25 protein-coding genes and 1 pseudogene are annotated in these 26261 nt (G+C 67.0%); 22 read left to right on the top strand and 4 right to left on the bottom strand.

The genetic code is table 11. The annotated features are described in order from the left end of the window. Nucleotides 1-5: 5 nt before the first annotated feature. Nucleotides 6-980: a cation diffusion facilitator family transporter gene (locus tag AC1DCU_RS11415; RefSeq protein WP_032976035.1), complete on the bottom strand. Its 975-nt coding sequence runs from the start codon at nucleotides 978-980 to the stop codon at nucleotides 6-8. Nucleotides 981-1201: 221 nt separating this feature from the next. Between AC1DCU_RS11415 and AC1DCU_RS11410 the strand changes: the two genes are divergently transcribed. Next, nucleotides 1202-2128: a hypothetical protein gene (locus AC1DCU_RS11410; RefSeq protein WP_032976034.1), complete on the top strand. Its 927-nt coding sequence runs from the start codon at nucleotides 1202-1204 to the stop codon at nucleotides 2126-2128. Between the two features lie 45 nt (nucleotides 2129-2173). On the opposite strand, the gene AC1DCU_RS11405 is transcribed toward AC1DCU_RS11410, so the two are convergent. Then, entirely contained in the window at nucleotides 2174-4420 is a 2247-nt protein-coding gene (locus AC1DCU_RS11405) for a TonB-dependent siderophore receptor (RefSeq protein WP_442251705.1), read from the bottom strand. A 287-nt stretch (nucleotides 4421-4707) separates the two neighbouring features. On the opposite strand from AC1DCU_RS11405, the gene AC1DCU_RS11400 reads away from it, so the two are divergent. Beyond that, on the top strand, nucleotides 4708-6123 hold the full coding sequence (locus tag AC1DCU_RS11400; RefSeq protein WP_032976031.1) for a GGDEF domain-containing protein: 1416 nt from the start codon (nucleotides 4708-4710) through the stop codon (nucleotides 6121-6123). 40 nt (nucleotides 6124-6163) lie between these two features. On the opposite strand, the gene AC1DCU_RS11395 is transcribed toward AC1DCU_RS11400, so the two are convergent. After that, a complete protein-coding gene (locus AC1DCU_RS11395; RefSeq protein ID WP_032976030.1) occupies nucleotides 6164-7345 on the bottom strand; it encodes an MFS transporter in 1182 nt (393 codons plus the stop codon). Nucleotides 7346-7424: 79 nt separating this feature from the next. Between AC1DCU_RS11395 and AC1DCU_RS11390 the strand changes: the two genes are divergently transcribed. The 15 genes and pseudogenes from AC1DCU_RS11390 (at nucleotide 7425) to map (ending at nucleotide 19833) form a co-directional block, all read left to right on the top strand. Beyond that, nucleotides 7425-7874: a winged helix-turn-helix transcriptional regulator gene (locus AC1DCU_RS11390; protein WP_032976028.1), complete on the top strand. Its 450-nt coding sequence runs from the start codon at nucleotides 7425-7427 to the stop codon at nucleotides 7872-7874. A 74-nt stretch (nucleotides 7875-7948) separates the two neighbouring features. Continuing rightward, complete coding sequence (locus AC1DCU_RS11385; RefSeq protein WP_032976027.1) at nucleotides 7949-9073, top strand: metallophosphoesterase; 1125 nt, start codon at nucleotides 7949-7951, stop codon at nucleotides 9071-9073. Nucleotides 9074-9203: 130 nt separating this feature from the next. Then, nucleotides 9204-9875 (top strand): response regulator, encoded by a 672-nt coding sequence (locus AC1DCU_RS11380; RefSeq protein WP_025873777.1) that lies wholly within the window; start codon nucleotides 9204-9206, stop codon nucleotides 9873-9875. Further along, on the top strand, nucleotides 9872-11251 hold the full coding sequence (locus tag AC1DCU_RS11375) for a sensor histidine kinase (RefSeq protein WP_025873778.1): 1380 nt from the start codon (nucleotides 9872-9874) through the stop codon (nucleotides 11249-11251). The genes AC1DCU_RS11380 and AC1DCU_RS11375 overlap by 4 nt, the downstream gene beginning before the upstream one ends. 79 nt (nucleotides 11252-11330) lie before the next feature. Further along, a complete protein-coding gene (locus tag AC1DCU_RS11370) occupies nucleotides 11331-12167 on the top strand; it encodes an alpha/beta hydrolase (protein WP_025873779.1) in 837 nt (278 codons plus the stop codon). Nucleotide 12168: 1 nt separating this feature from the next. Next, entirely contained in the window at nucleotides 12169-12528 is a 360-nt protein-coding gene (locus AC1DCU_RS11365) for an EamA family transporter (protein ID WP_032976025.1), read from the top strand. After that, the gene (locus AC1DCU_RS11360) at nucleotides 12525-12923 is read left to right on the top strand and encodes a DMT family transporter (RefSeq protein ID WP_025873781.1); all 399 of its coding nucleotides are present in this window, start codon (nucleotides 12525-12527) and stop codon (nucleotides 12921-12923) included. The genes AC1DCU_RS11365 and AC1DCU_RS11360 overlap by 4 nt, the downstream gene beginning before the upstream one ends. Beyond that, nucleotides 12920-14122, top strand: coding sequence for a DegT/DnrJ/EryC1/StrS family aminotransferase (locus tag AC1DCU_RS11355; protein ID WP_032976024.1), 1203 nt, complete (start codon nucleotides 12920-12922; stop codon nucleotides 14120-14122). Before AC1DCU_RS11360 ends, AC1DCU_RS11355 begins: the two co-directional genes overlap by 4 nt. A 162-nt stretch (nucleotides 14123-14284) precedes the next feature. Next, nucleotides 14285-14971, top strand: coding sequence for an MtnX-like HAD-IB family phosphatase (locus tag AC1DCU_RS11350; protein WP_025873783.1), 687 nt, complete (start codon nucleotides 14285-14287; stop codon nucleotides 14969-14971). A gap of 48 nt (nucleotides 14972-15019) precedes the next feature. Then, nucleotides 15020-16420 (top strand): aspartate aminotransferase family protein, encoded by a 1401-nt coding sequence (locus AC1DCU_RS11345; RefSeq protein ID WP_032976023.1) that lies wholly within the window; start codon nucleotides 15020-15022, stop codon nucleotides 16418-16420. Nucleotides 16421-16452: 32 nt separating this feature from the next. After that, nucleotides 16453-17517 (top strand): GNAT family N-acetyltransferase, encoded by a 1065-nt coding sequence (locus tag AC1DCU_RS11340; RefSeq protein WP_032976022.1) that lies wholly within the window; start codon nucleotides 16453-16455, stop codon nucleotides 17515-17517. A 3-nt stretch (nucleotides 17518-17520) separates the two neighbouring features. Next, nucleotides 17521-18321: pseudogene (locus AC1DCU_RS11335) on the top strand (arginase family protein); the annotation flags it as partial. A gap of 79 nt (nucleotides 18322-18400) precedes the next feature. Further along, a complete protein-coding gene (locus AC1DCU_RS11330; protein WP_032976020.1) occupies nucleotides 18401-18760 on the top strand; it encodes a bleomycin resistance protein in 360 nt (119 codons plus the stop codon). 67 nt (nucleotides 18761-18827) lie between these two features. Next, on the top strand, nucleotides 18828-19040 hold the full coding sequence (locus AC1DCU_RS11325; protein ID WP_025873788.1) for a ParD-like family protein: 213 nt from the start codon (nucleotides 18828-18830) through the stop codon (nucleotides 19038-19040). Nucleotides 19041-19050: 10 nt separating this feature from the next. Beyond that, the gene (map, locus tag AC1DCU_RS11320) at nucleotides 19051-19833 is read left to right on the top strand and encodes a type I methionyl aminopeptidase (RefSeq protein ID WP_442251361.1); all 783 of its coding nucleotides are present in this window, start codon (nucleotides 19051-19053) and stop codon (nucleotides 19831-19833) included. Here the strand turns inward: map and AC1DCU_RS11315 are convergent. Next, entirely contained in the window at nucleotides 19830-20444 is a 615-nt protein-coding gene (locus AC1DCU_RS11315) for a LysE/ArgO family amino acid transporter (RefSeq protein ID WP_032976017.1), read from the bottom strand. The two genes, map and AC1DCU_RS11315, sit on opposite strands and share 4 nt — an antisense overlap. A 104-nt stretch (nucleotides 20445-20548) precedes the next feature. On the opposite strand from AC1DCU_RS11315, the gene AC1DCU_RS11310 reads away from it, so the two are divergent. From AC1DCU_RS11310 to AC1DCU_RS11290, 5 genes are all read left to right on the top strand, one after another. Next, nucleotides 20549-21442 carry a LysR family transcriptional regulator ArgP gene (locus AC1DCU_RS11310; protein ID WP_032976016.1) on the top strand — a complete coding sequence of 298 codons (894 nt, stop codon included), beginning with the start codon at nucleotides 20549-20551 and terminating at the stop codon, nucleotides 21440-21442. A gap of 111 nt (nucleotides 21443-21553) precedes the next feature. Continuing rightward, nucleotides 21554-22930, top strand: a complete 1377-nt coding sequence (locus AC1DCU_RS11305; protein WP_181950189.1) for a TolC family protein — start codon at nucleotides 21554-21556, stop codon at nucleotides 22928-22930. Beyond that, nucleotides 22923-23936, top strand: a complete 1014-nt coding sequence (locus AC1DCU_RS11300; protein ID WP_442251360.1) for an HlyD family secretion protein — start codon at nucleotides 22923-22925, stop codon at nucleotides 23934-23936. Before AC1DCU_RS11305 ends, AC1DCU_RS11300 begins: the two co-directional genes overlap by 8 nt. Next, complete coding sequence (locus tag AC1DCU_RS11295; protein ID WP_032976015.1) at nucleotides 23921-25108, top strand: ABC transporter permease; 1188 nt, start codon at nucleotides 23921-23923, stop codon at nucleotides 25106-25108. The genes AC1DCU_RS11300 and AC1DCU_RS11295 overlap by 16 nt, the downstream gene beginning before the upstream one ends. Next, nucleotides 25105-26232 (top strand): ABC transporter permease, encoded by a 1128-nt coding sequence (locus tag AC1DCU_RS11290; RefSeq protein ID WP_032976013.1) that lies wholly within the window; start codon nucleotides 25105-25107, stop codon nucleotides 26230-26232. Before AC1DCU_RS11295 ends, AC1DCU_RS11290 begins: the two co-directional genes overlap by 4 nt. Nucleotides 26233-26261 lie beyond the last annotated feature (29 nt).

Genomic DNA, 26261 nt, shown 5'->3' with positions numbered 1-26261 from the left:
CCGCTTCAGCGATGCACGTGACCGCGATGGCCCTGCGCATCGGCAGCTGCATGATCGTGCCCGGCGTGATCGTCGTCCCTCGTCGCCGACGGCTGGCCACAGGCTTCGCCGCAGTGGTCGGCTTCGATCTGCAAGGTCACGTGTTCGATACCGAAATCATCGTGCAGGCGATCACCGAGTTCGCGCCGCAGGCGGTCGGCGTCGTCGCCTTCGCGCATCACGATGTGCGCGGTCAGTGCCGGCGTGCTGGACGCCAGCGCCCACACGTGCAGGTCATGCACGTCCAGCACTGCGTCGTGGTCGGACAGGCGGTCGCGGACCCTGGCCACGTCCATGCCCTTGGGCACGCCTTCCAGCAGCACGTTGATGGCCTCGCGCATCAGCACATACGTGCGCGGCAGCACCCACAAACCGATCAGAACGGCCAGGATCGGGTCGATCGGCTTCCATCCGGTCCATTGGATCAACAGCGCGCCGGCGATCACCGCCACCGAGCCGAGCATGTCGGCCCACACTTCCAGGTAGGCGCCCTTCACGTTGAGGCTCTCGCCGCTGCCGGCCTGCAGCAGGCGCATGGAGATCATGTTGATCACCAGGCCGACCGCTGCAATCACCAGCATGCCGGTGGAGGCGATCTCCTGCGGTTGGCGGAAGCGACCGATGGCTTCCCACAGGATGTAGCCGGCAACCACGAACAGCATTGCGCCGTTGATCATCGCGCCCAGTGCTTCAAGACGTGCATAACCGTAGGTGCGGCGCGCATCCGGCGGGCGCCGGCTCAGCCGCACGGCCACCAGCGCGATCATCAGCGCCAGGGTGTCGGTAGCCATGTGCGCGGCATCGGACAGCAGTGCCAGACTGTTGGTCCAGAACGCACCGACCACCTCCACGACAAGGAAGGTGGAGGTCAGGCCGAGCGCCCACCACAAGGGTTTCTCGTGGCGGATCTCGGATGGCAGGTGATCGTGGTCGTGACCCATGGCAACAGCTCCTTGGCGATGGGAGTCAGGCTACGCCGGCGGGTGTCGGGAAACTATCACGGTGTTTATAACATTGCAGAATCCGCGACGCGGGTCGCTGCGGCTTGCGCCCGTGCCGGGCCACACTATGATGGCCGCATCCCCTCTGGACGGGGACGGGCAGCCGTATCGCCTCGGCGTGGCTGCCCGCAATGGACACACAAGCACAAGGAATTCGGAACATGTGGACTACCAAGACTCCCTGGGTCGCCGTCGCCGTGGCCTGTACGCTGGGCATGGCCGCAAGCGCCTCGGCCAAGACCTGCCAGCAGAATTTCCGCTCGGTAGGTGACCCCCGCAATGGCCAGTTCTTTACCTCCGAGGTCACTCTTCCCGGCCTGAAGCCGCGCAGTGCGCTGGGCCAGCTGCGCAAGGCGGCACTTGATGAGGGCAACAATTTCGTCAGCGGTGACGTCATCACCGAGACGGAAGGCCAGATGTACGTGCTGCAGACCGACACGAAGGTGCCGCTGGTCAGCGTCATCACCGCCTCCAATGGCGGCAACGTGGCGGTCGGCACCAAACTGTCACGGGGGCAGACCGCCAAGGAAGAGGACGCACGCAGCGCGCTGTGTGGCTGGCTGGACAAGCTCAAGACCGGCCCCGAGGGCGAGGCGATCGCCGAAGCCGTGCGTGTCTCCAGTGGCTTCGACAAGCCGATCCAGGCCACCGCGGTCGGCATGTCCACCGAAATGGGCAAGGACTCCAAGCGGCTGCAGCGGGAAATCAATACCGCACCGCTCAAGGCGCTGTTCTCCGGCTCCAGCACCCCGCCCGACACGGAAGCAATGTACCAGCCGTTGCTGGTCAAGTATTTCGGCCGTCGTTTCATCATCGATGGCCAGGTCTACACCGCCCAGCCCAACCGCTTTACAAACACCATCGAGGTGGGCTATCTGGTCACCAAGATGAAGGGCATCGGTGGCATCGGCGGGCGCCAGTCGAACGACAACAACAATGCCAATTTCACCGTTCACTGTGCGTTGGCCCCGGATCAGATGGCGCTGGGCGCCACCCTGCGCGAGAACGACTGGGTGAAGCTGGACGGCGTGGTCGACAAGATGGACACCGGTGGTGTCCACCTTCGCGATTGCCGCCAGGTAAAGTAAGCCATCAGGCTGCGCCGGAACCCTCCCGGCGCAGCGCTCATCGGATCAGAAGCCGAAACGCAGACTGGCCCAGTACGCGCGGCCGGGTTCGTTGTAGGTCGCCGCACCGGCGTCACTGCTGTTGGCCTCGCGGAACAGGCGCTTGTCGGCCAGGTTGTTGACGCCGAAGCCCACGCTGACCGTGTCGGTCACCTTGTAGCGCGCGCTCACGCCCCAGACGTTGTACGCGCCGCGGGTCTGCAGCACGGTGGACGCATCGCAGTTGGCGGTGCAGCGCGGATCGTTGTTGATGTTGGCCGTGGCCGGTTCCTGCTTGCCGTAGAAGGTGCCGGTCAGCAGCAGCGACAGCTGCTCGGTGGCCTGCCAGTCCAGCATGGTGTTGACGGTGTACTTGGGAATCACCGACAGCGGCTGGCCGGTGCTCTTGTTTTCGTTCTCCACCATGTAGGTGAAGTTGTTGCTCCACTTCAGGCGGTCACCCTGCTCGCCCAGCAGCGGGATCACCAGGTTGCCCTCGAGCCCCTGCACGATGGCCTTGGGTGCGTTCTCCCAGCGGAAGATGCGGCCCTTGCGGTCGGCCGTCAGGCCGATCTGGGTGTAACCGGCCTGGATCTTGTCCTTGTAGTCATTGTGGAAATAGGTCAACGAGGCCTGCCAGCCGCTCTGCGGTGCCCACTCCACGCCCAGTTCCTTGTTCAGGCTGGTCTCTGCCCTGAGATCCGCATTGCCCTGCATGTAGCAGCCGGCGCCCAGGCTCGGCAACGCGTTCGGGCAGCCGTTGCCACGGGTGTAATACAGATAGTCCGGGTTGGACTGGTACAGGTTCGGCGCCTTGAACGCGCGTGCGATGCCGCCCTTGACCACCCAGTCACTGTTGAGCCGGAACTGCGCGTTGAGGCTCGGACTGGTGTTGTTGCCGAACTGGCTGTGATGGTCGAAACGCAGGCCCGGGGTCACGATCCAGCGTTCACCGAGATAGATGTTGTCTTCCACGTAGACGGCGGTGGTCTGTGCCTCGGACTTGCCGCGTGCACGATCGGCCGAAAGGCCCGGAATGCCGCCACCGCTGCTGCTGGACTGGCTCATCGAATAGGGATCGGTCAGTCGGCTGTCGAGGTACTCGAAGCCCAGCGTCCACACGTTCTCCGCGCCGCCGAGGGTGGTCGGGAAGCTGACCTCGCCGTCCAGCTGGTAGTTGCGCAGGCGCGAGGTCGACCAGTCGGCGCCATTGAAGCTGCCTTCCGGACCGCCGGCCAGGCCTTCGTTGATGCGCGAATTGTTCACCCCTTCCACCGCTGCCGTCAGCCGCGAGCTGACATCGCCCCAGCGTCCGCGATGGGTGATCGCGCCGGTGGTGCGATACATGCGGTTGGTCTCGGCCTGCTGCTCGGCCAGCGCGGCCAGGTCGACACCGGTGGAGGTACCAGTGGTACTGACCGCACGATCGCCGGCATAGATGTTGCCCTGGCGGCTGGTACCGGCCTCGAACTCGACCACCTGGTTGGCGGTCACGTCCCAACGCAGCAGCGCGTTGACGTCGCGGTTCTTGACGCCTTCGCGGCCCGCTGGCGGTACCGCATTGGCACCGGTGGCGAAGTCGCGGTTGAGATCCAGCGAATCGGCATCGGTCTTGTTGAGGTTGCCGTACAACCGGAACGACAGCGTGTCGGTCATCGGCCCGCTCAGCTGCAGGCCGAGGCGTTCGCTGCCGCCCTCGGCACTGTGTTCGGGTACCAGGCCGTACAGGTCAACCGCACCGGTCAGGTCGCCGGTCGGGCGCTTGGTGATGATGTTGACCACGCCACCGGAGGCACCCGAGCCATAGCGTGCCGCTGCCGGGCCGCGCAGCACTTCGATGCGTTCGATCATTTCCGCCGGCACCCAGTTGGTATCGCCGCGCGTGTTGCGCTCGCCACTGCGGCCCATGCGCACCGCGTCGCGTGCACCCACGCGCTTGCCGTCGATCAGGATCAGGGTGTTTTCCGGCCCCATGCCGCGCAGATCGATCTGCCGGTTGTTGCCGTACTGGCCCGATGCACTGTTGCCGGTCAGATTGACACCGGGCATCGTCCGCAGCAGTTCGGCGATGTCGTTGACCGGCGGCCGCTTGGCGATGTCCTCGGCGGTAATGGTGGAAGTGCCCAGCGCCTGCCGCGCGATCTGCGAGGCAGTGACATGCACGGTGTCGATATCGGTGGCATCGGTTTCCGCATGGGCGGTGACGGCAGCGGTGGCCAGCAGCGCAGCGATGGCAAGCGCCAGCGGGCGCGGTGAAAGAGTGTTTGCAGGCATGTTCTGAACCTTCTGGCAGGGCAACGGAAGCCTCTGGCATAGGGCACGAGGCGGCGACGGGGGAGGCGGAACGATCACTGCGGGATGCCCGCATGCCGGTTCCTGCCATCATTTTTTCATAAATGCGAGTGATTCTCAAATGCGTCAACGCATTGCGGCATCGGCCGGCATGTGCTTCATCCGCGTTTTTCGGCCTGCATGGCGCTTAAACTGGCCGGCTTCCCTGCCATCAACCGTCGACAGCTGCGGCCGATACCGTGGTCTGTTGTGCGCCGTTAGAGATCGACGTGGATACACCCCAACTGGACGAAGCCAGCCAACCGCTGGCTCAGGCCTGGCAGCAGTGTCTGCTGCTGGCCGGCCCCGCCGCCGCCGCGCTGCTGCATGCCGTGGCCGCCGATGCACCGCCGACGCTGGCGCAGCGCTTCTACGAAGTGCTGCTGCAGGACACGCGTGCGCGCCGCTTCCTGTCCCACGAACAGGTCAAGCAGCGCCTGCAACCGGCGATGCAGCGTTGGCTGGCCCAGCTGCTGACCACCGATGCGGATGGCATTGCCGCTACCGTCGCCGCACAACGGGTGATCGGCGATGTGCACGCACGGGTCGGTATTCCGGTGGACCTGGTGGCCCGCGGTGCGCGCGTACTCAAGCACGAGCTGTTCATCCGCCTGCGCGCCGATGCCGCTGACAACGACACCGCCTTCGCCGCCATCGATTGCCTCAGCGCGATCATGGACATCGCCATGGAAGGCATGACGCTGGCCTATACGCACGCCCGTGAGCGCTCTTCGCGCACCGATGCGGCGTACCGGCTGTTCTCGCTGGTGCAGAACGTCAGCACCGAGCGCGAGCGCCAGCGCGCCCTGCTGCTGGATTGGGAAAACAGCCTGCTGTACACCCTCGCCGGCCATGCGACCGGTGCCGACAACGCCAGTCTGGCGAGCTCGGAATTCGGCCTGTGGTTCACCCACAAGGGCATTCCCAGCTTCGGCGAAAGCAGCGAGACGCAGCAGGTGGGCCAGCTGATGGCCCGCATCGACAACCGCCTGCAGCGCGCCACCGATGAAGATCCGGCACGGCGGCTGACCGCCCTGCCGATGATCCGCGAAGACCTGGCCACCATCCGCAACCTGATGACCTTGCTGTTCGAACGCATCGGTGAACTGGATGCGGGCAGCGATGCGTTGACCAACCTGCTCAACCGGCGCTTCCTGCCGACCGTGCTACGTCGTGAGATCGAGTTGTCCACGCGCAACCACACGCCGTTCTCGTTGTTGCTGCTGGACCTGGACCATTTCAAGGCGATCAACGATGGCCACGGTCATGACGCCGGCGACCGCGCGCTGCAGCACGTCGCAGCCCTGCTCGGCCAGCAGACCCGAGGCAGCGACTACCTGTTCCGCTACGGCGGCGAGGAGTTCGTGGTGGTGCTGGTGGCGGCAAGCGAGTCACAGGCGGAGGTGATCGCCGAAAGCCTGCGCCGGCAGATCGCACAGTCGCCGATCACCCTGCCCAACGGACAGACGCTGGCGCTGACCGCGAGCATCGGCGTGGCCGGACACGATGGGCATCCCGATTACGAGCGGCTGATGGCGCGCGCCGACGCGGCGATGTATGCCGCCAAGCGACAGGGCCGCAACCGGGTGGTGGTGGCCGACGACGCACTGCCGGAAGCTCCGGGACGACGCGCGCTGCAACGTTGAGCCTGCAGCGCGCGTGACGTGGCGCCGGACGGTCTCGACGCTACGCAGCGTCCTTGCGCGGTATGCGCCACGTCGCCCACCACGTCAGTGCCAGCAGCGCGATGCCCGCGCCCAGCGCGCACACCGCCGGCCACCCATGGCGCGCCTGCGTCCAGGTGCCTGCCGCAGCCCCCACACCGCTGCCCACGGCATAGAACATCATGTACAGCGCCACCAGGCGTCCATGCTGTTCGGCCGGTGCACGCAGCAGCAGGGCCTGGTTGGACACATGCAACGCCTGCCCGCCCAGATCCAGCACCACTACGCCCAGCAGCAACAGGGCCAGCGAGTACGGCAGGCCCAGCAACGGCAGCCAGGCGACCAGCATCAGCAGCAGCGCCCCCAGGCTCACCCGGTGGGCAAGGCCACGATCCATCCAGTGCCCGACCCGCGCTGCCAGTAGTGCGCCGATGATGCCGGCCAGGCCCAGCGCGCCGATGGCGGCGGTCGACCAGTTCAACGGCGGCGCCGACAACGGCAGTGGCACCGCGGCCCAGAACACGTTGAGACCGGCAAACAGGAACAATGCCAGCGGCCCGCGTTCGCGCAGCGCGCGATCCTGCCGCAGCATATCGGCCATCGAACGCAGCAGGTTGCGCCACGACGGCGGCATTGCGGGCACCGGCACGTGCGGCAGGCGCCGCCACAGCAGCAGTGCCAGCGCCGCCATCAGCAATGCCGACAGCAGGTACACCGCGCGCCATCCCGCTACGGCGGCTACCGCACCTGAGACCACGCGTGCCGACAGCAGGCCGATGAACACGCCGCCCTGGACCATGCCGACCACCCGCCCGCGTTGCTCCGGTGCAGCGAGGTTGGCGGCGTAGGCGATCAGTCCCTGGGTGAGCGCGGTACCCAGCAGACCCGCCAGCAGCATGCCCGACAGCAACCACGCGGTACTGCGGGCGGCGGCCAGCCATAGCAGCGCCACCACCAGCGCCAGCAGTTGCACCCGCAGCAGTCGACGGCGGTCGCCACGGTCGGCCAACGGCAGCAGCCCGAGCAGGGCCAGCACGCTGCCGGCCTGGGTGGCAGCCAGCACTGCACCGGCCACGGCGGCATCCAGGGCGAAATCGCGGGCCAGGCGCTCCAGCAACGGCTGCGCGAAATAGACATTGGCCACGCTGGCACCGGCAGCAATGGCGAGCAGGCCCAACACGGGGCGGGACAGCGAAGGCATCATCAGTGTGGTTGCATTTTGAAACCAGGTGCACGGTAGCGCCACTGGTTTTAAACTGCAACCACAATCGAGGGAGTCCGCCATGCACGCCAACAGCCCCTGCCCCGTGGCCCGCAGCGCCGATCTGCTCGGCGACCGCTGGGCGTTGCTGGTCATCCGCGATGCCTTCGATGGCGTCAGTCGCTTTGGCGATTTCCAGCGCAGCCTGGGCGCGGCGCGCAACATCCTCAGCGACCGCCTGCGGCGCCTGGTCGAGGCGGGGCTGCTGGTGCAGCAGCCCGCCGCCGATGGCAGCGCCTACCACGACTATGTGCTGACCGCGGCCGGCCAGGACCTGTTTCCGCTGCTGGTGGCCCTGCGCCAATGGGGAGAACGGCATTGCTTCGCTGCTGGCGAAGCGCACTCGCAACTGATCGAATCCAGCAGCCGCCGGCCACTGCCCTACATGCAACCCCATGGCCGTGACGGCCAGCCCGTGCGCGCCGCCGATACCCGCGTGCGCAAGCTCAAGGGGGAAGGCGGCCGGGCCTGATCCGCCCGTTCGCGCACACCGATGGCGTCCGTGGACGGTTAGCATCGCTCGTCTCCTGCCGCTGGATGCCGCCGATGCCGAACCACGCCCGAACCCTGTCGATCCTGCTGCCACTGGTCCTGCTGCTGGCCGCACCACTGGCCTCTGCCCGCGACGTGGCAGCACCTGCAGAGCACGTGGACAGCGACGGCCCTTACCTGTTCCGTGAAGGCGCGCAGCTGAAAGCGCAGTGGATCTGCCAGGACCAGGTGGAAACCCACAGCGTGCAGGCCGGCACCGATGGCACGGAGGTTGCCGCGCGCTGCGGCTACCCGCATGCGGTGCATGTGCTGCCGCCGAACGCGCCGTCGGCATCGATACTGCCGGCCGTGCCACGCATCGTCGCCGTGTCCGACATCCACGGCCAGTACGCGCTGCTGGTCCGCCTGCTGCGCGCCAACCGGGTGATCGACACGCAGGACCGCTGGGCACTGGGCACGGATACGCTGGTGATCGCCGGCGACGTGTTCGATCGCGGCCCGCAGGTGACCGAAGCGTTCTGGCTGCTGTATGGCCTGCAGCAGCAGGCGGCCGCCGCCGGTGGCGCGGTGCATTTCGTGCTCGGCAACCACGAGACCATGGTGCTGTACGACGACCTGCGTTACGTCAATCCGAAATACCTGCGCAGCGCGCAGCTGCTCGGTCGCAGCTATCCGCAGCTGTATGCTGCCGACTCGGTGATCGGCCAGTGGCTGCGCACGTGGCCGGTGCTGCTGCAGATCGGCGATACCCTGTTCCTGCATGGCGGCATCTCGCCCGAAGCGGTGCAGATGGCATTGGACCCGGCCCACACCAATGCCGCCTACCAGGCCTCGCTGGGCATTCCCAAGGCCGAGGTGAAGGCAGACCCCGTCACCGCACCGTTGTACGACGGCAAGACCAGCCCGATCTGGTACCGCGGCTACTTCGACGGGCGCCTGGACAGCCAGGGCGTACAGGCGGTGCTCGACCGTCTCCAGCTCAAGCGCATCGTGGTCGGCCACACCTCGATGCCACACGTCAGCAGCTTCCACGACGGCCGCGTGATTGCCATCGACAGCAGCATCAAGAATGGCGAGAACGGCGAACTGCTGTTCATCGAGGACGGCAAGCTCAGCCGCGGCCTGCTGGACGGATCGCGGGTGCCGCTGGCCAAGGGCCAGCCTGGCCTGCAGGACTGAACGAAGGGCCAGCGCCGGGTGCGCCTGGCCCCCTCACGCCTGCCACCTCCCCCCGTTTGCCGCTACCCTCGGCAGCCGAGAGGCCCGCCCTGTCCAGCGGGCGGCCCATCCGCCCCCAGGAGCCCCGCGCATGCGCGTACTCATCGCAGAAGACGATCCGGACATCGCCTCTGGCCTGTGCGCCTCGATGCGCCGGCAGGGCCACGTGGTCGACCACGTGGACAACGGCGCGCATGCCGATGCCGCCCTGAACTCCACCCAGTACGCGCTGCTGGTGCTGGACCTGGGCCTGCCCCAGCTGGACGGCCGCGATGTGCTGCAGCGGTTGCGCCAGCGCGGCGATGGCCTGGCCGTGCTGGTGGTCACCGCACGCGATGGCCTGGCCGAGCGCGTGCGCGTGCTCGACCTGGGAGCCGACGACTACCTGGTCAAGCCCTTCGCCCTGGACGAATTCGAAGCACGCGTGCGCGCGCAGTTGCGCCGGGTCACCAGCAACGGCAACCCCGACCTGCGCATCGGCCGGCTGCGCCTGGACCTGACCGGGCACCGGGTGTGGATAGACGAGCAGACGCTGGAGCTGACCGCGCGCGAATTCGGCCTGCTGTCCGCCCTGGCGGTGCGTGCCGAGCGCATCGTCTCGCGTGCGCAGCTGGTGGAGGCCCTATGCGACTGGGGCCAGGACCTGACCGACAACGGCCTGGACATCGCCCTGCACCGCCTGCGCCGCAAGCTGCAGCCGGGTGGTATGGGCATCCGCACGGTGCGCGGGCTGGGTTACATGCTGGAAGACGCCAGCGCGTGATCAGCGGACCGCCCAGCCTGCGCCGGCGCCTGCTCGCCTTCCTGGCGTTGCCGATGCTGGGCCTGCTGACCTTCAACACGCTGCTGGCCTACTACGTGGCGCTGGACTACTCCAACCGCATCCACGACCGCAACCTGACCGATGACACGGTGTCGTTCGCACAGATGCTCAGCACGATGCCGGTCAGCAGCGACCTGTCTCCGCAGGCACGTTTTCTGATCGAGTACGACCCCGACGGTCATCGCTACTTCAACGTCGACAGCAGCCGCTTGGGCACCATCGCCGGCAACGCAGATTTCAGCGCCTATGCGCCCTCGCAGGACTGCAGCGGTACGCACCCGGCGCTGTACGAAGGTGAGTTGAACGGCCAGCAGGTGCGCATGTCGACGGTCTGCACCCAGGCGATGAACGATCCGCAGGACCAGCTGGCAGTGACCGTGGCCGAAAGCATGGCCGACCGTCGCCAGCGTGCGCGCGAAATCCTGATGATCGTCATTCCGCTGATGGCCATGCTGGCGCTGGGAATGGCCGCGCTGGTCTGGTTCGGCGTCACCCACGGCCTGCGTATCCTGACCCCGCTGACCTCGCGCCTGGCCCAGCGCCGCGGCGAGCTGGCACCGATTTCCGACGCGGACGTGCCCGAGGAAATCCAGCCCCTGATCAGCACCATCGATGGCCTGTTCGCGCGGCAGGCGGAAATGATCACGCTGCAGAACCGCTTCATTGCCGACGCCGCCCACCAGTTGCGCTCGCCGTTGGCGGGCATGGCACTGCACGTGGACCAGGCACTGGCGCACGGCGATCCAGAGACCGTGCGCGAAGCGCTGCAGAACATCCGCCGGCTCAACCAGCGCACTGCACGCGTCAGCACCCAGCTGCTGGCGTTGAGCCGGGCACAGACCGTGCCGGAGACGGTGGAGGCGTTGGATGTGTCCGAGCTGGTGCCGCAATGGGTGGGCATGCGCGTGCCCGAAGCGATCCGCGATGGCATCGACCTGGGCTACCTGGGTCCGCAGCAGCCGGTGCGGATACTGGGCAACGGCGCACTGCTGCACGAGGCGCTGGACAATCTTATCGACAACGCCCTGCGCTACGCCGGCGCGGATGCGACCGTCACCGTCGGCGTGCAGGCCCTGGACGACAACGATGTCGAGCTGTACGTCGAAGACAATGGCCCGGGCGTGCCCGAGGACGTGATGTCGCGGCTGGGGGAGCGCTTCTTCCGTGCGCCCGGCACTGCAGCCAGCGGCACCGGCCTGGGCCTGGCCATCGCCCATGAGGCCGTCGAGCACCTGGGCGGACGCCTGGGCTACCTCAACCGTCCCGGCGGTGGCCTGAAGGTGTCCATCACCATACCATTGCTGAAGGGCCCTTGATCCAGACGAACCGCTGAAAGGTTGCCGAAAATCGCGCTTGCGATGCTGGCCTTCCCGACTGCCGCGCTGGAGCCGACTGGTGCCTGCATCCCATGAGTTCTTTCTTCCCGGTGGCCCGCAGGGTGTCCTGCTGATCCATGGCCTGACCGGCACGCCCGCCGAAATGCGCATGCTGGGCAAAGGGCTGAACAACGCGGGCTTCAGCGTGCATGGCGTGCAGCTGCCGGGTCACTGCGGCAGCGTCGAAGACCTGCTGCAGACCCGCTGGGAACAGTGGTACCAGGGCGTGGAAGACGCGGCGGCGGACCTGCGTGGCAAGGTCGACCAGCTGTTCGTCGGCGGCCTGTCGATGGGGGCGGTACTGGCGCTGGCGCTGGCCGCGCGGCGGCCGGACTGGGTCTCCGGCGTGGGGGTGTACGGCGCCACCTTCCGCTACGACGGCTGGAACATTCCGGCGGTCGCACGCTTCTCGTTCCTGTTGCCGTGGTTCAAGCGCCTGGGGATCGGCCGCGACCGCATGTTCATGGAAGAGCCGCCGTACGGCCTGCGCGACGAGCGCCTGCGTGCGCAGGTCAGCGCCGCCATGCTCTCTGGTGACAGTGCCGCTGCCGGCCTGCCAGGCAACCCGTGGCATGCATTGGCCGAAATGCGTGCACTGAGCACCTGGACACGCCGTCACCTGCACCAGGTCACGGCACCATGCCTGGTGATGCATGCCCGCGAGGATGACGTGGCCAGCATGGGCAATGCCGAACTGGTGATCTCGCGCGTCAGCGGACCGACCGAACTGGTTGTACTGGAAGACAGCTACCACATGATCACCATCGATCGCGAACGGCGCGAAGTGATCCGCCGCAGCGCGCGCTTCTTCAGCGACATCGGCGAACGTGCGGGCGTGCTGCAGGCGGTCGCCTGAGATGGGATCGCTTGCGACCCTGCTGTGGCTGGTCAACGTGGTGCTCGATACCGGCGGCCAGTTGGCCTTCAAGGCTGCCGCCAGCGACCCGCAGGATGTCGAAGGCCTGCAGCGCTGGAAACACATGTTCGGCCGTCCCTGGCTGTGGCTGGGCATCGCCTGCTACGTGCTTGAATTCGTCGCCTGGATCGCCTTCCTGTCGCTGGTGCCGTTGTCGCAGGGCGTGCTGCTCGGCTCGATCAACATCGTCGCGCTGATGGTGGCCGGCCGCATCCTGTTCCGCGAGCGGCTGACGCCGTTGCGGGTGACCGGCATGCTGCTGGTCAGCGCCGGCGTTGCCGTGGTCGGAGCCGGAACATGAGGCGGCTGTACCTGGTCGGCTTCCCGCTGCTGATGGCCTTCGACACCCTGGCCCAGCTGTGCTTCAAGTATGCCGGAGACGCCGCGCTGCCGGTCGAGGCCAACAGCGCATGGCTGCTGCGCGTGCTGTCACAGCCTTGGGTATACGGCGCGATGCTCGGTTACGTCGGCGCGTTCTTCACCTGGATGAGCCTGCTGCGGCACGCGCCGATCGGCCCTGCGTTCGCGGCCTCACACCTGGAAGTGATCAGCGTGCTGCTGCTGTCGGCGTGGCTGCTGCACGAACCGTTGACGCTGCATCACCTGATCGGTGCGGTGCTGATCGTGGCCGGCATCATCTGCCTGGGCCGTGCCGAGGCGGATGATCCGCATGCAGTTACCGAAGCGGCCCCGTGAGCCTGCTGTCGCGCGAGTTGCCTCCCACCGCTGGCCTGCCCCTGCAGGCCAGCGATTTCCTTCCCGGCGGCGGCGACCTGTGCACGATTCTGGCCGGGCAGCTGGGCACGCCGCCGCTGCAGCTGACCTGCTCGGGCACCCATGCCCTGCTGATCGCCCTGCGCACCCTGCGCAGGCGCGCGCCGCAGCGCGATACGGTGATCCTGCCGGCCTATACCTGTCCGCTGGTACCGATTGCCGTGCACAGCCTAGGCCTGCGCATACACCTGTGCGATACCCGCCGCGACCATTTCGATTTCGACCCGGTGGCGCTGCACGCCGCAGCCGATGCACGCACGCTGGCGATCATTCCCACGCATCTGGGCGGGCGCATCACCGATGTTGATCGCGCATGTGCCATTGCGCACCGCGTCGGTGCGTGGGTGATCGAGGACGCTGCACAGGCACTGGGTGCACGCGTGGCCGGCAACAGCGTCGGCCTGCGCGGCGACATCGGCTTCTTCAGCCTGGCCGCCGGCAAGGGCCTGAGCCTGCATGAGGGCGGCCTGCTGCTGACACGTGATGAAGAACTGCGTGCGGCATTGATCGAGCAGGCCGCAGGACACACGCCCTTCAACCCGCGCTGGGAGCTGACGCGCAGCCTGCAGCTGCTGGGCCTGGCGGCCTGCTACCGCCCTTCCCTGCTGTCGCTGGTGTATGGAAATCCGCTGCGGCGTGCCCTGCGCCGTGGCGACCTGGAAGCTGCGGTGGGTGATGTGTTTCCACTGGATATTCCGCAGCATCGCGTCAGCCGCTGGCGGCAGAACGTCGGGGCACACGCTGCACAGCGCCTGCCCGCCTTCCTGCAGGCCGCCCGCCTGCGCGCGCTGCAGCTGCGCGTGCAGCTGGAATCGCTGCCTGCCGTTGAAGTGGTGGACGGGATGCCTGGCACTCTTGGCACCTGGCCGATGCTGATGCTGCTGCTGCCCAGCGAACTTGCGCGTGACAAAGCGCTTTCATCGCTGTGGCAGCGCGGCCTGGGTGTCAGCCGCATGTTCATCCACGCCCTGCCGGACTATGCCTATCTGCGAGGCGTCGTCGCAGACGCGGACGTACCCAATGCCCGCGACTTCGCCGCCCGCTCCCTGACCGTGGGCAACAGCCCCTGGCTGACCCACGAAGACAGCTGCGAGATCGTGAAGGTACTGGCTGGTCAGTAGAGGTTGAAGCCGGGCAAAGCCTGCTTCGCGCTCACTGGCTGAACGCTTCCCGAGTGCCTCCGTTCGGGCTTTCAGGTGGAAAGGAACGAGAAAGACGGCCTGCCTACATTGGCCCCGTCGCCGGCATCGTGCCAAGGCCTCTCTTCATCGACGGAGCTGCCCATGCAATGGAGCATCCTGTGTGACTTCGATGGCACCATCAGCCTCGAGGACGTCATTGATTCGCTGCTGGAAAACTTCGGCCAGCCCGGTTGGCAGCAGCTGGAAGACCAGTGGCGCTCAGGCGAGATCGGTTCGCGTGAATGCATGCAGGGCCAGGTCCGCCTGCTGAAGCTTGATCCGGCCACCCTCGATGCACACCTGGACCAGGTACGGATCGATCCGGGCTTCGCCGCTTTCGTCAAACGCGCGCAGGCGTTGGGCCTGCCACTGCGCATCGTCAGCGACGGCCTGGACTACGCAATCCATCGCATCCTCGCCAATCACGGCCTGCCGCCGCTGCCTGTGGTGGCCAATCACCTGCGCTGGTCTGACGGCCATTGGCAGCTTGAATCTCCCTACCAGGCCGAAGGCTGCCGCAGCGGCACCTGCAAGTGCACCTGCGCGGCGCAGGCGCGTGCTGACGAAGCTCCCCGCGTGCTGATGATCGGCGATGGCGCCTCCGATTTCTGCGTATCCGAACACGCCGATTTCGTGTTCGCCAAGCGTCGCCTGATTGCCCATTGCACCGACGCCGGCATTCCCCACGCCGCCATCGACACCTTCCACGACGCTACTGCGCTGCTGCCGCGCCTGCTCGACGGCAGCCTGCTTCAGCCCTCGCTTCCGCGGCTGCTCGCCACCGCCTGATCGCTCCGCCCGTTGCTTCCTTTGAATGCCCTCTCCGGAATCGAACCGATGAATATTTTTGACAAGAACGCCGATGCCGCCATCACCGATGCACAGCTGCTGGCAGATGAAGCCCGCTACAGCTCCTTCGGCGACACCGTGCACTACGTTGATCCGCCGAAGATCTTCCAGCGCTGCGAAGGCAGCTACATGTTCGATGCCGCCGGCACCCCGTACCTCGATCTGCAGATGTGGTACTCGGCGTGCAACTTCGGTTACGCCAACCAGCGCCTGAACAATGCGCTGAAGGACCAGATCGACACCCTGCCGCAGGTCGCCAGCCAGTACCTGCACCCCACCCGTGTGCAGCTGGCCAAGACCATCGCGGTGGACATGCACGAGAAGTTCGGCCTTGATGGCCGTGTGCACTTCAACGTCGGTGGTGCGCAGGCGGTGGAGGATTCGCTGAAGATCGTCCGCAACGCGCGCAACGGCAAGAGCCTGATGTTCGCCTTCGAAGGCGGCTACCACGGCCGCACCCTCGGCGCCTCGTCGATCACCTCCAGCTACCGCTACCGCCGCCGCTACGGCCATTTCGGCGAACGCGCGATGTTCATCCCGTTCCCGTATCCGTTCCGTCGCCCGAAGGGCATGACCCCGGACGAGTACTCCGACCACTGTGTGCACCAGTTCGAGCGCCTGTTCGAAAGCGAGTACAACGGCGTGTGGGATCCCAAGGTCGGCCAGGCCGAGTACGCCGCGTTCTACGTCGAGCCGATCCAGGGCACCGGCGGCTACGTCATTCCGCCGCGCAACTTCTTCAAGGGCCTCAAGCGCGTGCTGGACAAGTACGGCATCCTGATGGTCGTCGATGAGATCCAGATGGGCTTCTGGCGCACCGGCAAGCTGTGGGCCATCGAACACTTCGATGTCACCCCGGACGTGCTGGTGTTCGGCAAGGCGCTGACCAATGGCCTCAACCCGTTGTCTGGCCTGTGGGCGCGCGAAGAGCTGATCAACCCGACCGTGTTCCCACCGGGCTCCACCCACTCCACCTTCAACTCCAATCCGCTGGGCACGCGCCTAGGCCTGGAAGTGCTGAAGCTGGGCAAGGAGATGGACTACGAGCGCACCGTGCCGGAGAAGGGGGCCTACTTCCTCGACGGCCTGCGCGGTCTGCAGAAGCGCCATCCGGAAATCGGCGATGTCGATGGCCTCGGCCTGGCACTGCGTGCGGAAATCTGCGCCGCCGATGGCTTCACCCCGAACCGTGAACTGCTGGACCGCATGGTCGACATCGGCCTGGCCGGCGACCTGCTGCACGACGGCAAGCGCATGGGCCTCGTGCTCGATGTGGGTGGCTGGTACAAGAACGTGATCACCTTCGCGCCCTCGTTGAACATCAGCTACGAAGAGATCGACCTGGCGATTACCCTGCTGGACCAGCTGCTGACCAAGGCCAAGGGCTGAGCGGGAATGCGCTGCCGGTTCCCGTGCCCCGCATGGACATGATCCCGCGTGTATCCAGCACCGCGCTGGAACCGGCCGCGCTGCTGGAGGGCTTCCTGGCCCACCCTCCCCTGGGGTTCGATGCCAGCCGCCTGCCCAGCGGCCTGCCCAGTTTCCGTGCGCCATTGGATCTGACCACAACCCTGGACGATGCACTGCGCTCGCGCCTGCTGGGGCTGCCGCTGTCGCGCCTGTGGCGGCCGTGGCTGACCTGGCAGACGCGGTTCATCGGTGCCACCAGCACCGAGTACACACCGCTGCCGGCGCATGTGTCGGCGGCTGCACTGGCCGACGACGTGCTGCGCCATGGCGTCGGTGACAGCCGGCTGCTGGTGGTCAAGGATCTGGCGATCGATTCGCCCTTGCTGGACGATGCCGCCAACGCACACAGCCACGCCTTCCTGCAGGCGCTGGAAGCACGCGGTTTCATCCCGCTGGAAGGCATGCCGCTGGCATGGGTGGCGATCGATTTCGATTGCATCGACGCCTATCTGGCACGCCTGTCCGCAGCGCGTCGCAAGAACATCCGGCGCAAGCTGCGCTCACGCAGCAACCTGCAGATCGACTGCATCGCCACCGGTGACCCTGCCCTTGCCGAACCGCGGCTGCAGGCCGAACTGCATGCGCTGTACCTGCAGGTGTATGCACAGAGCGCCGTGCATTTCGACCGGCTTGAGCTACCCTTCTTCCAGCACCTGCTGGCAGATACGCAGGGACAGGGGCGCTTGTTCCTTTACCGCCACAACGGCGAGCTGATCGGCTGGAACCTGTGCTACGTGCATGCCGGCAAGCTGGTGGACAAGTACATCGGCCTGTCCTATCCGCAGTCGCGCGACCACAACCTGTACTCGGTCAGCTGGATGCACAACCTGGAATACGCGTTGCAGCACGGCCTCAGCCACTACGTTGCCGGCTGGACCGATTCACGCATCAAGGCCGAACTGGGTGCCCGCTTCACCTCCACCGTACACGCGGTGCATGCGCGTTCGCCGCTGCTGCGCGCCGTCCTGCGCAGGCTGGCCCCGCACCTGCAGGCTGAGCCGGATGGAGGAGGCTGACCGATGCAACTGCGTCCGCCGCTGATCCTCGACCTCGATGGTGGCGTACTGCCATTGCCACAGGCACGCACGCTTGCGCTGCAGCACTGGCATGACCCGCTGCGCTTTGCCTGCCGCAACGCCACGCTGTCACGCTTCGCCACTGAAGTTCTTCGGCCGCTGCCGGCACAGCTCGGCACGGTCATGCTCGGCAGCGGCGACTTCCACCATCTCAGCCTGCCGCTGCTGCAGCACCTGCACACGCGTGCCCCGTTCCAGCTGGTGGTGCTGGACAACCATCCGGACAACATGCGCTTTCCCTTCGGCATGCACTGCGGTTCCTGGGTCAATGCTGCCGCCGCATTGCCGCAGGTATCGCATGTGCATGTGCTGGGCATCACCTCCGCCGATATCGGCCTGGGCCATGCGTGGGAGAACCACTGGCGGCCGCTGCTGGGGCGGCGGCTGACCTACTGGTGCATGGATGTGGATGTGGGCTGGGCCAGCCGCGTGGGCATGTCAGCTGCCTTCCGCCACTTCGACCATCCCGAGGCCCTGGTCGCCGCGTTCGCCGCCGAACAGGCGCAGGCCCCTCAACCGACCTACCTGTCGATCGACAAGGACGTGTTCGCTGAAGATGTCGCCCGCAGCAACTGGGACCAGGGCCGCTTCCAGCTTGAACACGCGCTGATGGTGATCGAGGCCCTGCGCACCGGTGGACTGGTGGGCAGCGACATCACCGGCGAGGTGTCACTTGCCAACTACCAGAGCCGTTTCAAGCGCTGGTTGTCATCGCTGGATGGTCAGCCCGACGTCAGCGCCGATGCCTCGTTGTTCCCGGGCTCACGAGGATGCCGGCCAGCGGCCGGCATTACACTGGACGTCTGCCCCAGGAGCCCTCGCCATGCCCCAGACCGTCATCCCGCAGCTGCGCATGCGCCATGCCGATACCAGCCTGCCCTTCTACGTGCAGGGCCTGGGCTTCCTCGTCGACTGGGAGCACCGCTTCGAACCCGGCTTCCCGCTGTTCGCCCGGCTCACCCGCGAAGGCCAGACGATCTTCCTGACCGAACACACCGGCGACTGCGAGGTGGGCGGTGCGGTGTATTTCATCGTCACCGACGTCGATGGCCTGCACCGCGCGTTCAGCGCTGCGGGAGTATCCATCGAGCAGCCGCCACACGATACCGACTGGGGAAGCCGCGAGATGCTGATCGTCGACCCGGACGGCAACCGCCTGCGCTTCGCCACCGACGCTGGCTGAATGCCACGCGCTTGAACGGGGATATACGCTTCGTATACGCTTCGTATACTCCCAATCGAGAACGCCCATGGGCATCGTCAACATCGATGACACCCTGCACGACCAGCTGCGCCGTGCCTGCACCGTCTCCAACCGCTCGATCAACGCCCAGGCCACGTTCTGGATCCGGGTCGGCATGCTGTGCGAGATGAACCCGACCCTGAGCTTCCAGGACGTCGTCGCCAGTGAACTGCGCGCCGCCGGTGTGCAGCCGCAGCTGCTTGCCCCCGGGCGGGCCTGAGCCGATGGCCATGATCAAGCGCCCCGACGAGATCGACCGCCTGGCCGAGTCCGGACGACTGCTGGCGCAGGTCTTCGCCATGCTCGACGCCCTGCCTCTGCAGGGTCGCAGCACGCTGGAGATCAACGACATCGTCGAGCGGATGATCGTCGACGAGCTGCAGGCGCGGCCCGCCAGCAAGGGGCAGTACGGGTTCCCGTACGTGCTCAATGCCTCGATCGACAACGTCGTCTGCCACGGCATGCCGTCGGCCGATGACGTGCTGCGCAATGGCCAGATCGTCAACCTCGACATCACGCTGGAGAAGAACGGCTACATTGCCGATTCCAGCACCACGTATGTTGTGGGTGATGCCGACTACGCCGCGCGCAAGCTGGTGCAGGTGACCTACCAGGCCATGTGGAAAGGCATCGCCGCCGTGCGGCCCGGCGCGCGCCTGGGCGATATCGGCCACGCCATCGCCCGCCACGCCCGCAGCCACGGCTACAGCGTGGTCAAGGAGTACTGCGGCCACGGTATCGGCCAGGAGATGCACGAGGAACCGCAGATCCTGCATTACGGCCATGCCGGCACCGGCATGGAGCTGCAGGAAGGCATGGTGTTCACCATCGAGCCGATGCTCAACCAGGGCAAGCCTGCCATCCGCCAGCAGCCCGACGAATGGCCGGTGTATACCCGTGACGGCAAGCTGTCGGCGCAGTTCGAGCACACCGTGGCCGTGACCGGCAGCGGCGTGCGCGTGCTGACCCTGCGCCCTGGTGAAACCCCGTTGTGCGCGCTGGATGCGGCCTAGAGCGGGCGCAGCAGCAACAGCAGCGCAAGGCACAGCATGAAGGCCGCCACGCCAGCATCCAGCAACCGCCATGCTGCCGCGTTGCGGAACACCGGCTGCAGCAACCGTGCGCCGAACCCCAGCCCACAGAACCAGAGCACGCTGGCCACGCAGGCGCCCGCTGCGAACGCCCAGCGCAGGTCACCCGGGTAGCGCGTGGACAGGCTGCCCAGCAGCACCATCGTATCCAGGTAGACGTGCGGGTTGAGCAGGGTGAACGCCAGGCAGGCCAGCAGCACCTGCCGCCGGCTGCCACCACTGGCATCGGCCGCGGCCAGCGCGCTGCCACCGCGCCACGCGCGCAGCCCAGCCTGCAGCCCATAGCACAGCAGGAAGGCGGCCCCGCCGAAGCGCAGCACCTGCAACAGCAACGGCCACTGCAGCACCAGCGCCCCCATGCCGCCCACGCCGGCCAGGATCAGCGCGATGTCCGCGCCCATGCAGGCCAGCACCACCATGCCCACGTAGCGGTGCTGCAGCCCCTGGCGCAGCACGAAGGCGTTCTGCGCGCCGATGGCGATGATCAGGCCAGCACCTGCAAACAGACCGGCCAGGGCCGCAGCAATCCACATCCGACGCTCTCCACCTTGAGAAGAGGCGCAGGGTGCGACCAACGGACTCGTTAAGGCAAACTGGTTTTTCTTTATCCTGTGCAGAAAAACTGAAGAGGCACCGCGTGGACCTGGTACATCCGCAGTTGAGCGCCTTCACCGCCGTGCTCGAAGAAGGCAGCTTCGAGGCCGCCGCACGCCGCCTGTCGATCAGCCCGTCGGCGTTGTCGCAACGGATCAAGGCGCTTGAAGACCGGCTGGGCCAGGTGCTGGTGGTGCGCCAGGCCCCGTGCCGGCCTACTGCTGCCGGCGAAGTGCTGCTGCGGCGGGTGCGGCCGATGCAGGCACTGCAGGCCGAAGCGCTTGCCGAACTGCTGCCGGAACGCGGCAGCGATGCCACCCGTACACCGATTCCGCTGGCGGTCAACGACGATTCGCTGGACACCTGGTTCGTCGCCGCCATCGCCGAGCTGCACCAGCGCCACGGCTACCTGTTCGACCTGCGCATGGACGACCAGGACCACACCCTGGAACTGCTGCGCACCGGCAGCGTGCTTGGCGCGGTCACCGCCGAACGCAGACCGCTGAAGGGTTGCAACGTGCATCCGCTGGGCGCGATGCGCTACCACGCCATCGCCTCACCGGCATTTGCGCGCCGCCACTTCAGCACGGGCATGCAGGCCGAGGCGTTGGCCTCGGCGCCGATGATCGTGTTCAACCGCAAGGATGAACTGCAATGGCGTTTCCTGCGCAGGCTCACCCGCGCGCGAATGCAACCGCCCGTACACTACCTGCCCTCCTCCACCGGCTTCGTCGATGCTGCCGCGCGTGGGCTGGGCTGGTGCCTGGCACCGGAGGCCCTGGTCAGGCCAGCGGCAGAGGCCGGACAGATAGTGGTGCTGGAACCGCGTCGCTGGCTCGACGTACCCTTGTTCTGGCAGCATGCCGCCGTGCGTTCGAGCACGTTGCAACACATCACCCACGCGCTGCGTACCGCCGCGGGCAATACCCTACGTTGAAAAGAGCATGATCCAGACCACCGCAGACCCCGGCTTCACGCGCGGACCACTACCGTTTGCCCACTTCTTCACTACAGGAACGGCATGCGCCTGAGCTGCCCACGGACAAGGATGCATCGCGCGCTCGGCGCTGCCGGCCTGGCCTTGCTGGCCAGCCTGCCGCTGGCTGCAGCGGCACAGACCAGCGCGCCTCCCGCACTGGAATGGGAACAGGCGCGGCAGCGTCTGGAACAGGTCTCCGACGCGCTGGCCGCTGCTGATGCCGGCGTGCGCAACAAGGAAGACCTGCACGAGGCCACCCGCCTGCTGCGCCTGCCGGAGATCACCGGCGAAGTGCGGCGGCTGCAGTTCCAGAAGACACTGACCCTGCCGCTGGGCTCGCTGGCGCCGGTGGCCGAAGCCTTTGGCATCGACTCACCGCTGTCGTTCACCGAGCGCGACTGGCGCACACGGCCGGTGGTCACTGCGGTGCTGCCGCTGTACACCGGCGGCCTGATTCCGGCCGCGCAGCGTGCTGCCGGCGCGGCCAGCGAACAGGCCAGCGCCGAGCGCGAAGCGCAGCGGCAGTCGCTGACCGTGCAACTGGCCCAGGCCTACTTCGGTCAGCGCTTGGCCGAACAGGCAGTGGTCGTGCGCCGCGACGTGCGCGATGGCTTGAACCGCCACCTGTCCGATGCCGAGAAACTGGAACGCGAAGGCTTCGCCACGCGTGCGCAGCGCCTGCAGGCCACCGTCGCCCGCGACAAGGCCGAGCGCGAGTACCAGAAGACGCTCAATGATCTGGCCACGCTGAAGGCTGCGCTGGCCACGCTGTTGCGCAGTGGCGGCGATGTGCAGCCGCTGTCGCCGCTGTTCGTGCAGCGCGCGCCGCTGGAACCGGTCGCCAGCTTCGAGCGCACCGCGCAGGCACGGCAGCCGCAGATCGCCCGCCTGCGGGCGATCGTGGCGCAGGCCGAACAGGGCGTGCGCGTGCAGCAGGCCAAGCTGAAGCCAACGGTATTCCTGTTCGGCCAGTACGACTTCCGGCGCCGCGACGAAATGCTGACCGATCCGGACTGGGCGTTTGGCATCGGCCTGAAGTACACGTTCCTGTCGCCGAACTCACGGCCGGCACAGATCAGTGCGGCACGCGCGCAGCAGGAACAGGCCGAGGCCGGCCTGCGCGAGGCCGAGAACCAGGTCGCGCTGGGTGTGCGCAAGGCCTGGAACGAGCTGGAAACCGCACGCCAGCAGTTCGTGCTGCTGGACAGCAGCATCGCCCAGGCCGACGAGAACCTGCGCCTGCAGGAGCTGGCCTTCCGCGAAGGCCAGGCCACCTCGCTGGACGTGATCGACGCACGGCTCGGTCTTGGCGGTGCCCGCGTTGAACGTGCGCAGGCCGCCTACCAATACGATATCGCCTTGGCACAACTGCTCGAGGTGAGTGGACAGATGGACCGCTTCGAAGACCATCGGCGGCGTGCAGACGAGGTAATTGATCATGAGTGATGTGTTGCACGACGAAGCAACGACGCCCCCGGGCAAGCGCCGGCTGGGGCCGATTCTGATGGTGGTGCTGCTGGTGGCGGTGGTGCTGGGCCTGTGGCTGGCCTGGCGCAGCCCCGCCGACCAGATCCAGGGCATGGCCGACGCCGACACCCTCAACGTGTCGGCCAAGATCACCGCGCGCGTGGCCGAACTGAAGGTCCGCGAGGGCGATCGCGTGCAGGCCGGGCAGGTGCTGTTCCTGCTCGACAGCCCCGAAGTAGCAGCCAAGGAACAGCAGGCACACGGCGCACTGGCTGCGGCGCAGGCGGTGGCCGACAAGGCTGCCGAAGGCGCACGCAGCGAAGACATCCGCGCGGCCGAAGCCAACTGGAAGCGCGCCGAAGCCGGTGCCACGCTTGCCGATGCCACCTACCGGCGCGTGCAGAACCTGTTCAACGAAGGGGTGATGACCCGGCAGAAGCGCGATGAAGCGGCGGCCCAGGCCACCAGCTCGCGCGAACTGGCCCGCGCCGCCCGCGCCCAGTACGACATGGCGTTGACCGGCGCGCGCGAACAGGACAAGCGTGCCGCGCAGGGCCAGGTGCAGCAGGCCCAGGGCGCGGTGGCGGAAGTCAACGCCGCGCGCGTTGAAGTGGAAGGCCGCGCGCCGGTGGCCGGCGAGATCAACAAGCGCATGGCCGACCCGGGCGAACTGGTACCAGCCGGCTACCCGGTGTTCACTCTGGTCGACATCGACCGCATGTGGGTGTCGATGAACCTGCGCGAATCGCAGATGCAGGGCCTGAAGGTCGGCAGCAAGCTGCAGGGCAGCGTGCCGGCACTCGGCAAGGACGGTGAGTTCGAGGTCTACTTCATCAATCCCGCGGGCGACTACGCCACCTGGCGCACCACCCGCCAGTCATCGGGCTATGACGTGCGCAGCTTCGAAGTGCGGGTGCGCCCGGTACGCCGCATCGAGGGCTTCCGCCCCGGCATGAGCGTGCTGTTCGCATGGCCGCAGCACTGAACACCAGCCGCAGCAGCTTCGGCAGCTCATGGCAGCGCGAACTGCGCCGGTTGCGCAGCAGCCGTGCGGACCTGGCGCTGGTCACCGTGCTGCCACTGTTGATGCTGGTGGTGATGGCCTGGATGTTCTCCGCATCGGTGATGCGCGATGTGCCGATTGCCGTGGTCGACCTTGACCACAGCAGCGACAGCCGCCTGCTGCTGCGCATGCTCGACGCCAGCCCCGGCGTGCGCATCGCAAGCCAACCGGTCGATATGGATGAGGCGCGCGCGCAGCTGCGTCGGCTGGAGGTGTTCGCGGTGGTGCTGGTGCCGCGCGATGTGACCCGCCAGGCGCTTCGCGGCCGGCAGGGCACGGTGTTTTCCTATTACAACGCCACCTACATGACCACCGGCCAGTCCGCCGCGCGGGATATCGGCGACGCGGTCTCTGCGTGGAACGCGCGGTTGCTGCGCGAACGCATCGGCCTGCAGGTCGGGCCGGGCAAGCTGCGTGCCGCCCCGATCGCGGTGCAGTCGGACATCCTGTTCAATCCGGCGCGCAGCTACGAGCTGTTCCTGCTGCCACTGATCTTCCCGGCGGTACTGTCGCTGGTACTGGCGCTGGCCGTGGCCGGCAGCCTCGGCCGTGAGATCCGCGACGGTACCCTGCCCGCCTGGCTGGGCCATGCACCATGGTCGGCCATTGCAGGCAAGGTGCTGCCCTACGTGCTGCTGTTCTCGTTGTACGGCGCGCTGGGCGCGGCCTATCTGGCCTGGCTGCGTGGCGACGGCATCGCTGGCAGCGTGCTTCTGCTGCTGCTCGCACAGCCGCTGTTCTACCTGGCCACCGCGGCCTATGCCCTGTTCTTCGTCGGCGTCACCCGTGACATGGGCACGGCCCTGTCCGCCGTGGGCCTGAGCATCGGCACCGCGCTGGCGTTCTCCAGCGCCACGTTCCCGGTGATCGACGCACCGTTGTTCACCCGCGTCTGGCACCTGCTGCTGCCGCTCAGCGCCTACATCAAGCTGCAGACCCAGCAGCAGTTCATCGGCTCGCCGTTGGCGGTGTCGCTATGGCCGCTGGCCACGCTGCTGCTGATGATCGCGGTTGCTGGCGGCATCGGCGGCTGGCGCCTGCTGGCGTTCGCGCGCACGCCGCAGGCCGCGCAGCCGGCCGGGGCAGGCACATGAGCCGGATCTGGCACAGCCTGCGACAGACCCTGTTGGCCGTGCTCTGCGACCGCTACGCGATCGTGGTGATGGTCGGCGCGGTGATTCTGTACTCGTTCTTCTACCCCGCCGCCTATCGCCACCAGGTGGCCGGCAACCTGCCCGTGCTGGTCGTCGATGAAGACCACAGCGCGACCAGCCGCGAACTGCTGCGCAAGCTCGATTCGCTGCGCGTGGCCCATGTGGTCGGGCAACCGGCCGACCTGCAGGAAGCGCGCGCACAGCTGGAGGCCGGCCATGCCGAAGGCATCGTGCTGATCCCGGCCAACCTAGAACGCGACATCCTGCGCGGGCATCCGGCCAAACTGGTGCTGCTCGGCAACGGCGCCTATCTTGGCCGCGCCAGCTGGGTGCTGGGCAGCGTGGCCGATGCACTGGGTGCGTTCGGCCGTGAGGCGGCGGTCACCCAGGCCGCGTTCATGGGCGCGCCACAGGCACCACCGGTCACCCTCGTGCAGCGGCCCTTGTTCAACACGCAGGAAGGCTATGGCAGCGCGATCGTGCCCGGCGTGGCCGAACTGATCGTGCACCAGACGCTGCTGATGGGCATCGGCGTGCTGCTCGGTGGCCGCCGGCTGGTGCTGGGCCGGCGCCTGCAGTTCGACCTGCCTACCCTGACCGGCATGGCCCTCGGTTTCGGCCTGATCGGGCTGTTCGGGCTGTTCTGGTACGCCGGCTTCACCGCCTGGGTGCAGGACTATCCGCGTGGCGGCAACCCGCTCGGCCAGCTGCTCGGCGGCACCCTGTTCATCGCTGCCACGGTGGCGTTCGGGCTGTTCGTCGGCAGTTTCTTCCGCACGCGCGAACGCGCCTTCCAGTACATCATCGCCACCTCGATCCCGCTGTTCTTCCTGGCCAGCCTGTCGTGGCCGGCGGTGATGACCCCGCGCCCGCTGGTGTGGCTGGCGCAGCTGCTGCCGACCACCTCCGGCATCAACCTGATGGTGCGCCTGAACCAGATGGACGCCAGCCTGGCCGAGGTCAGCCGCGAACTGATCACCCTGGCCGTGCTGCTGGTGCTGTACGGCGCCCTCGCCCTCTGGCGTCTGCACAGCCCAAAGGGGACGAAGGGGATTAAGTCGTAGCTGGCACGGAGAGGGAGAAATCGACTTAA

The organism is Stenotrophomonas sp. 10L48 (genome assembly GCF_056395105.1).
This window is presented reverse-complemented; position numbering and strand designations above follow the sequence as displayed.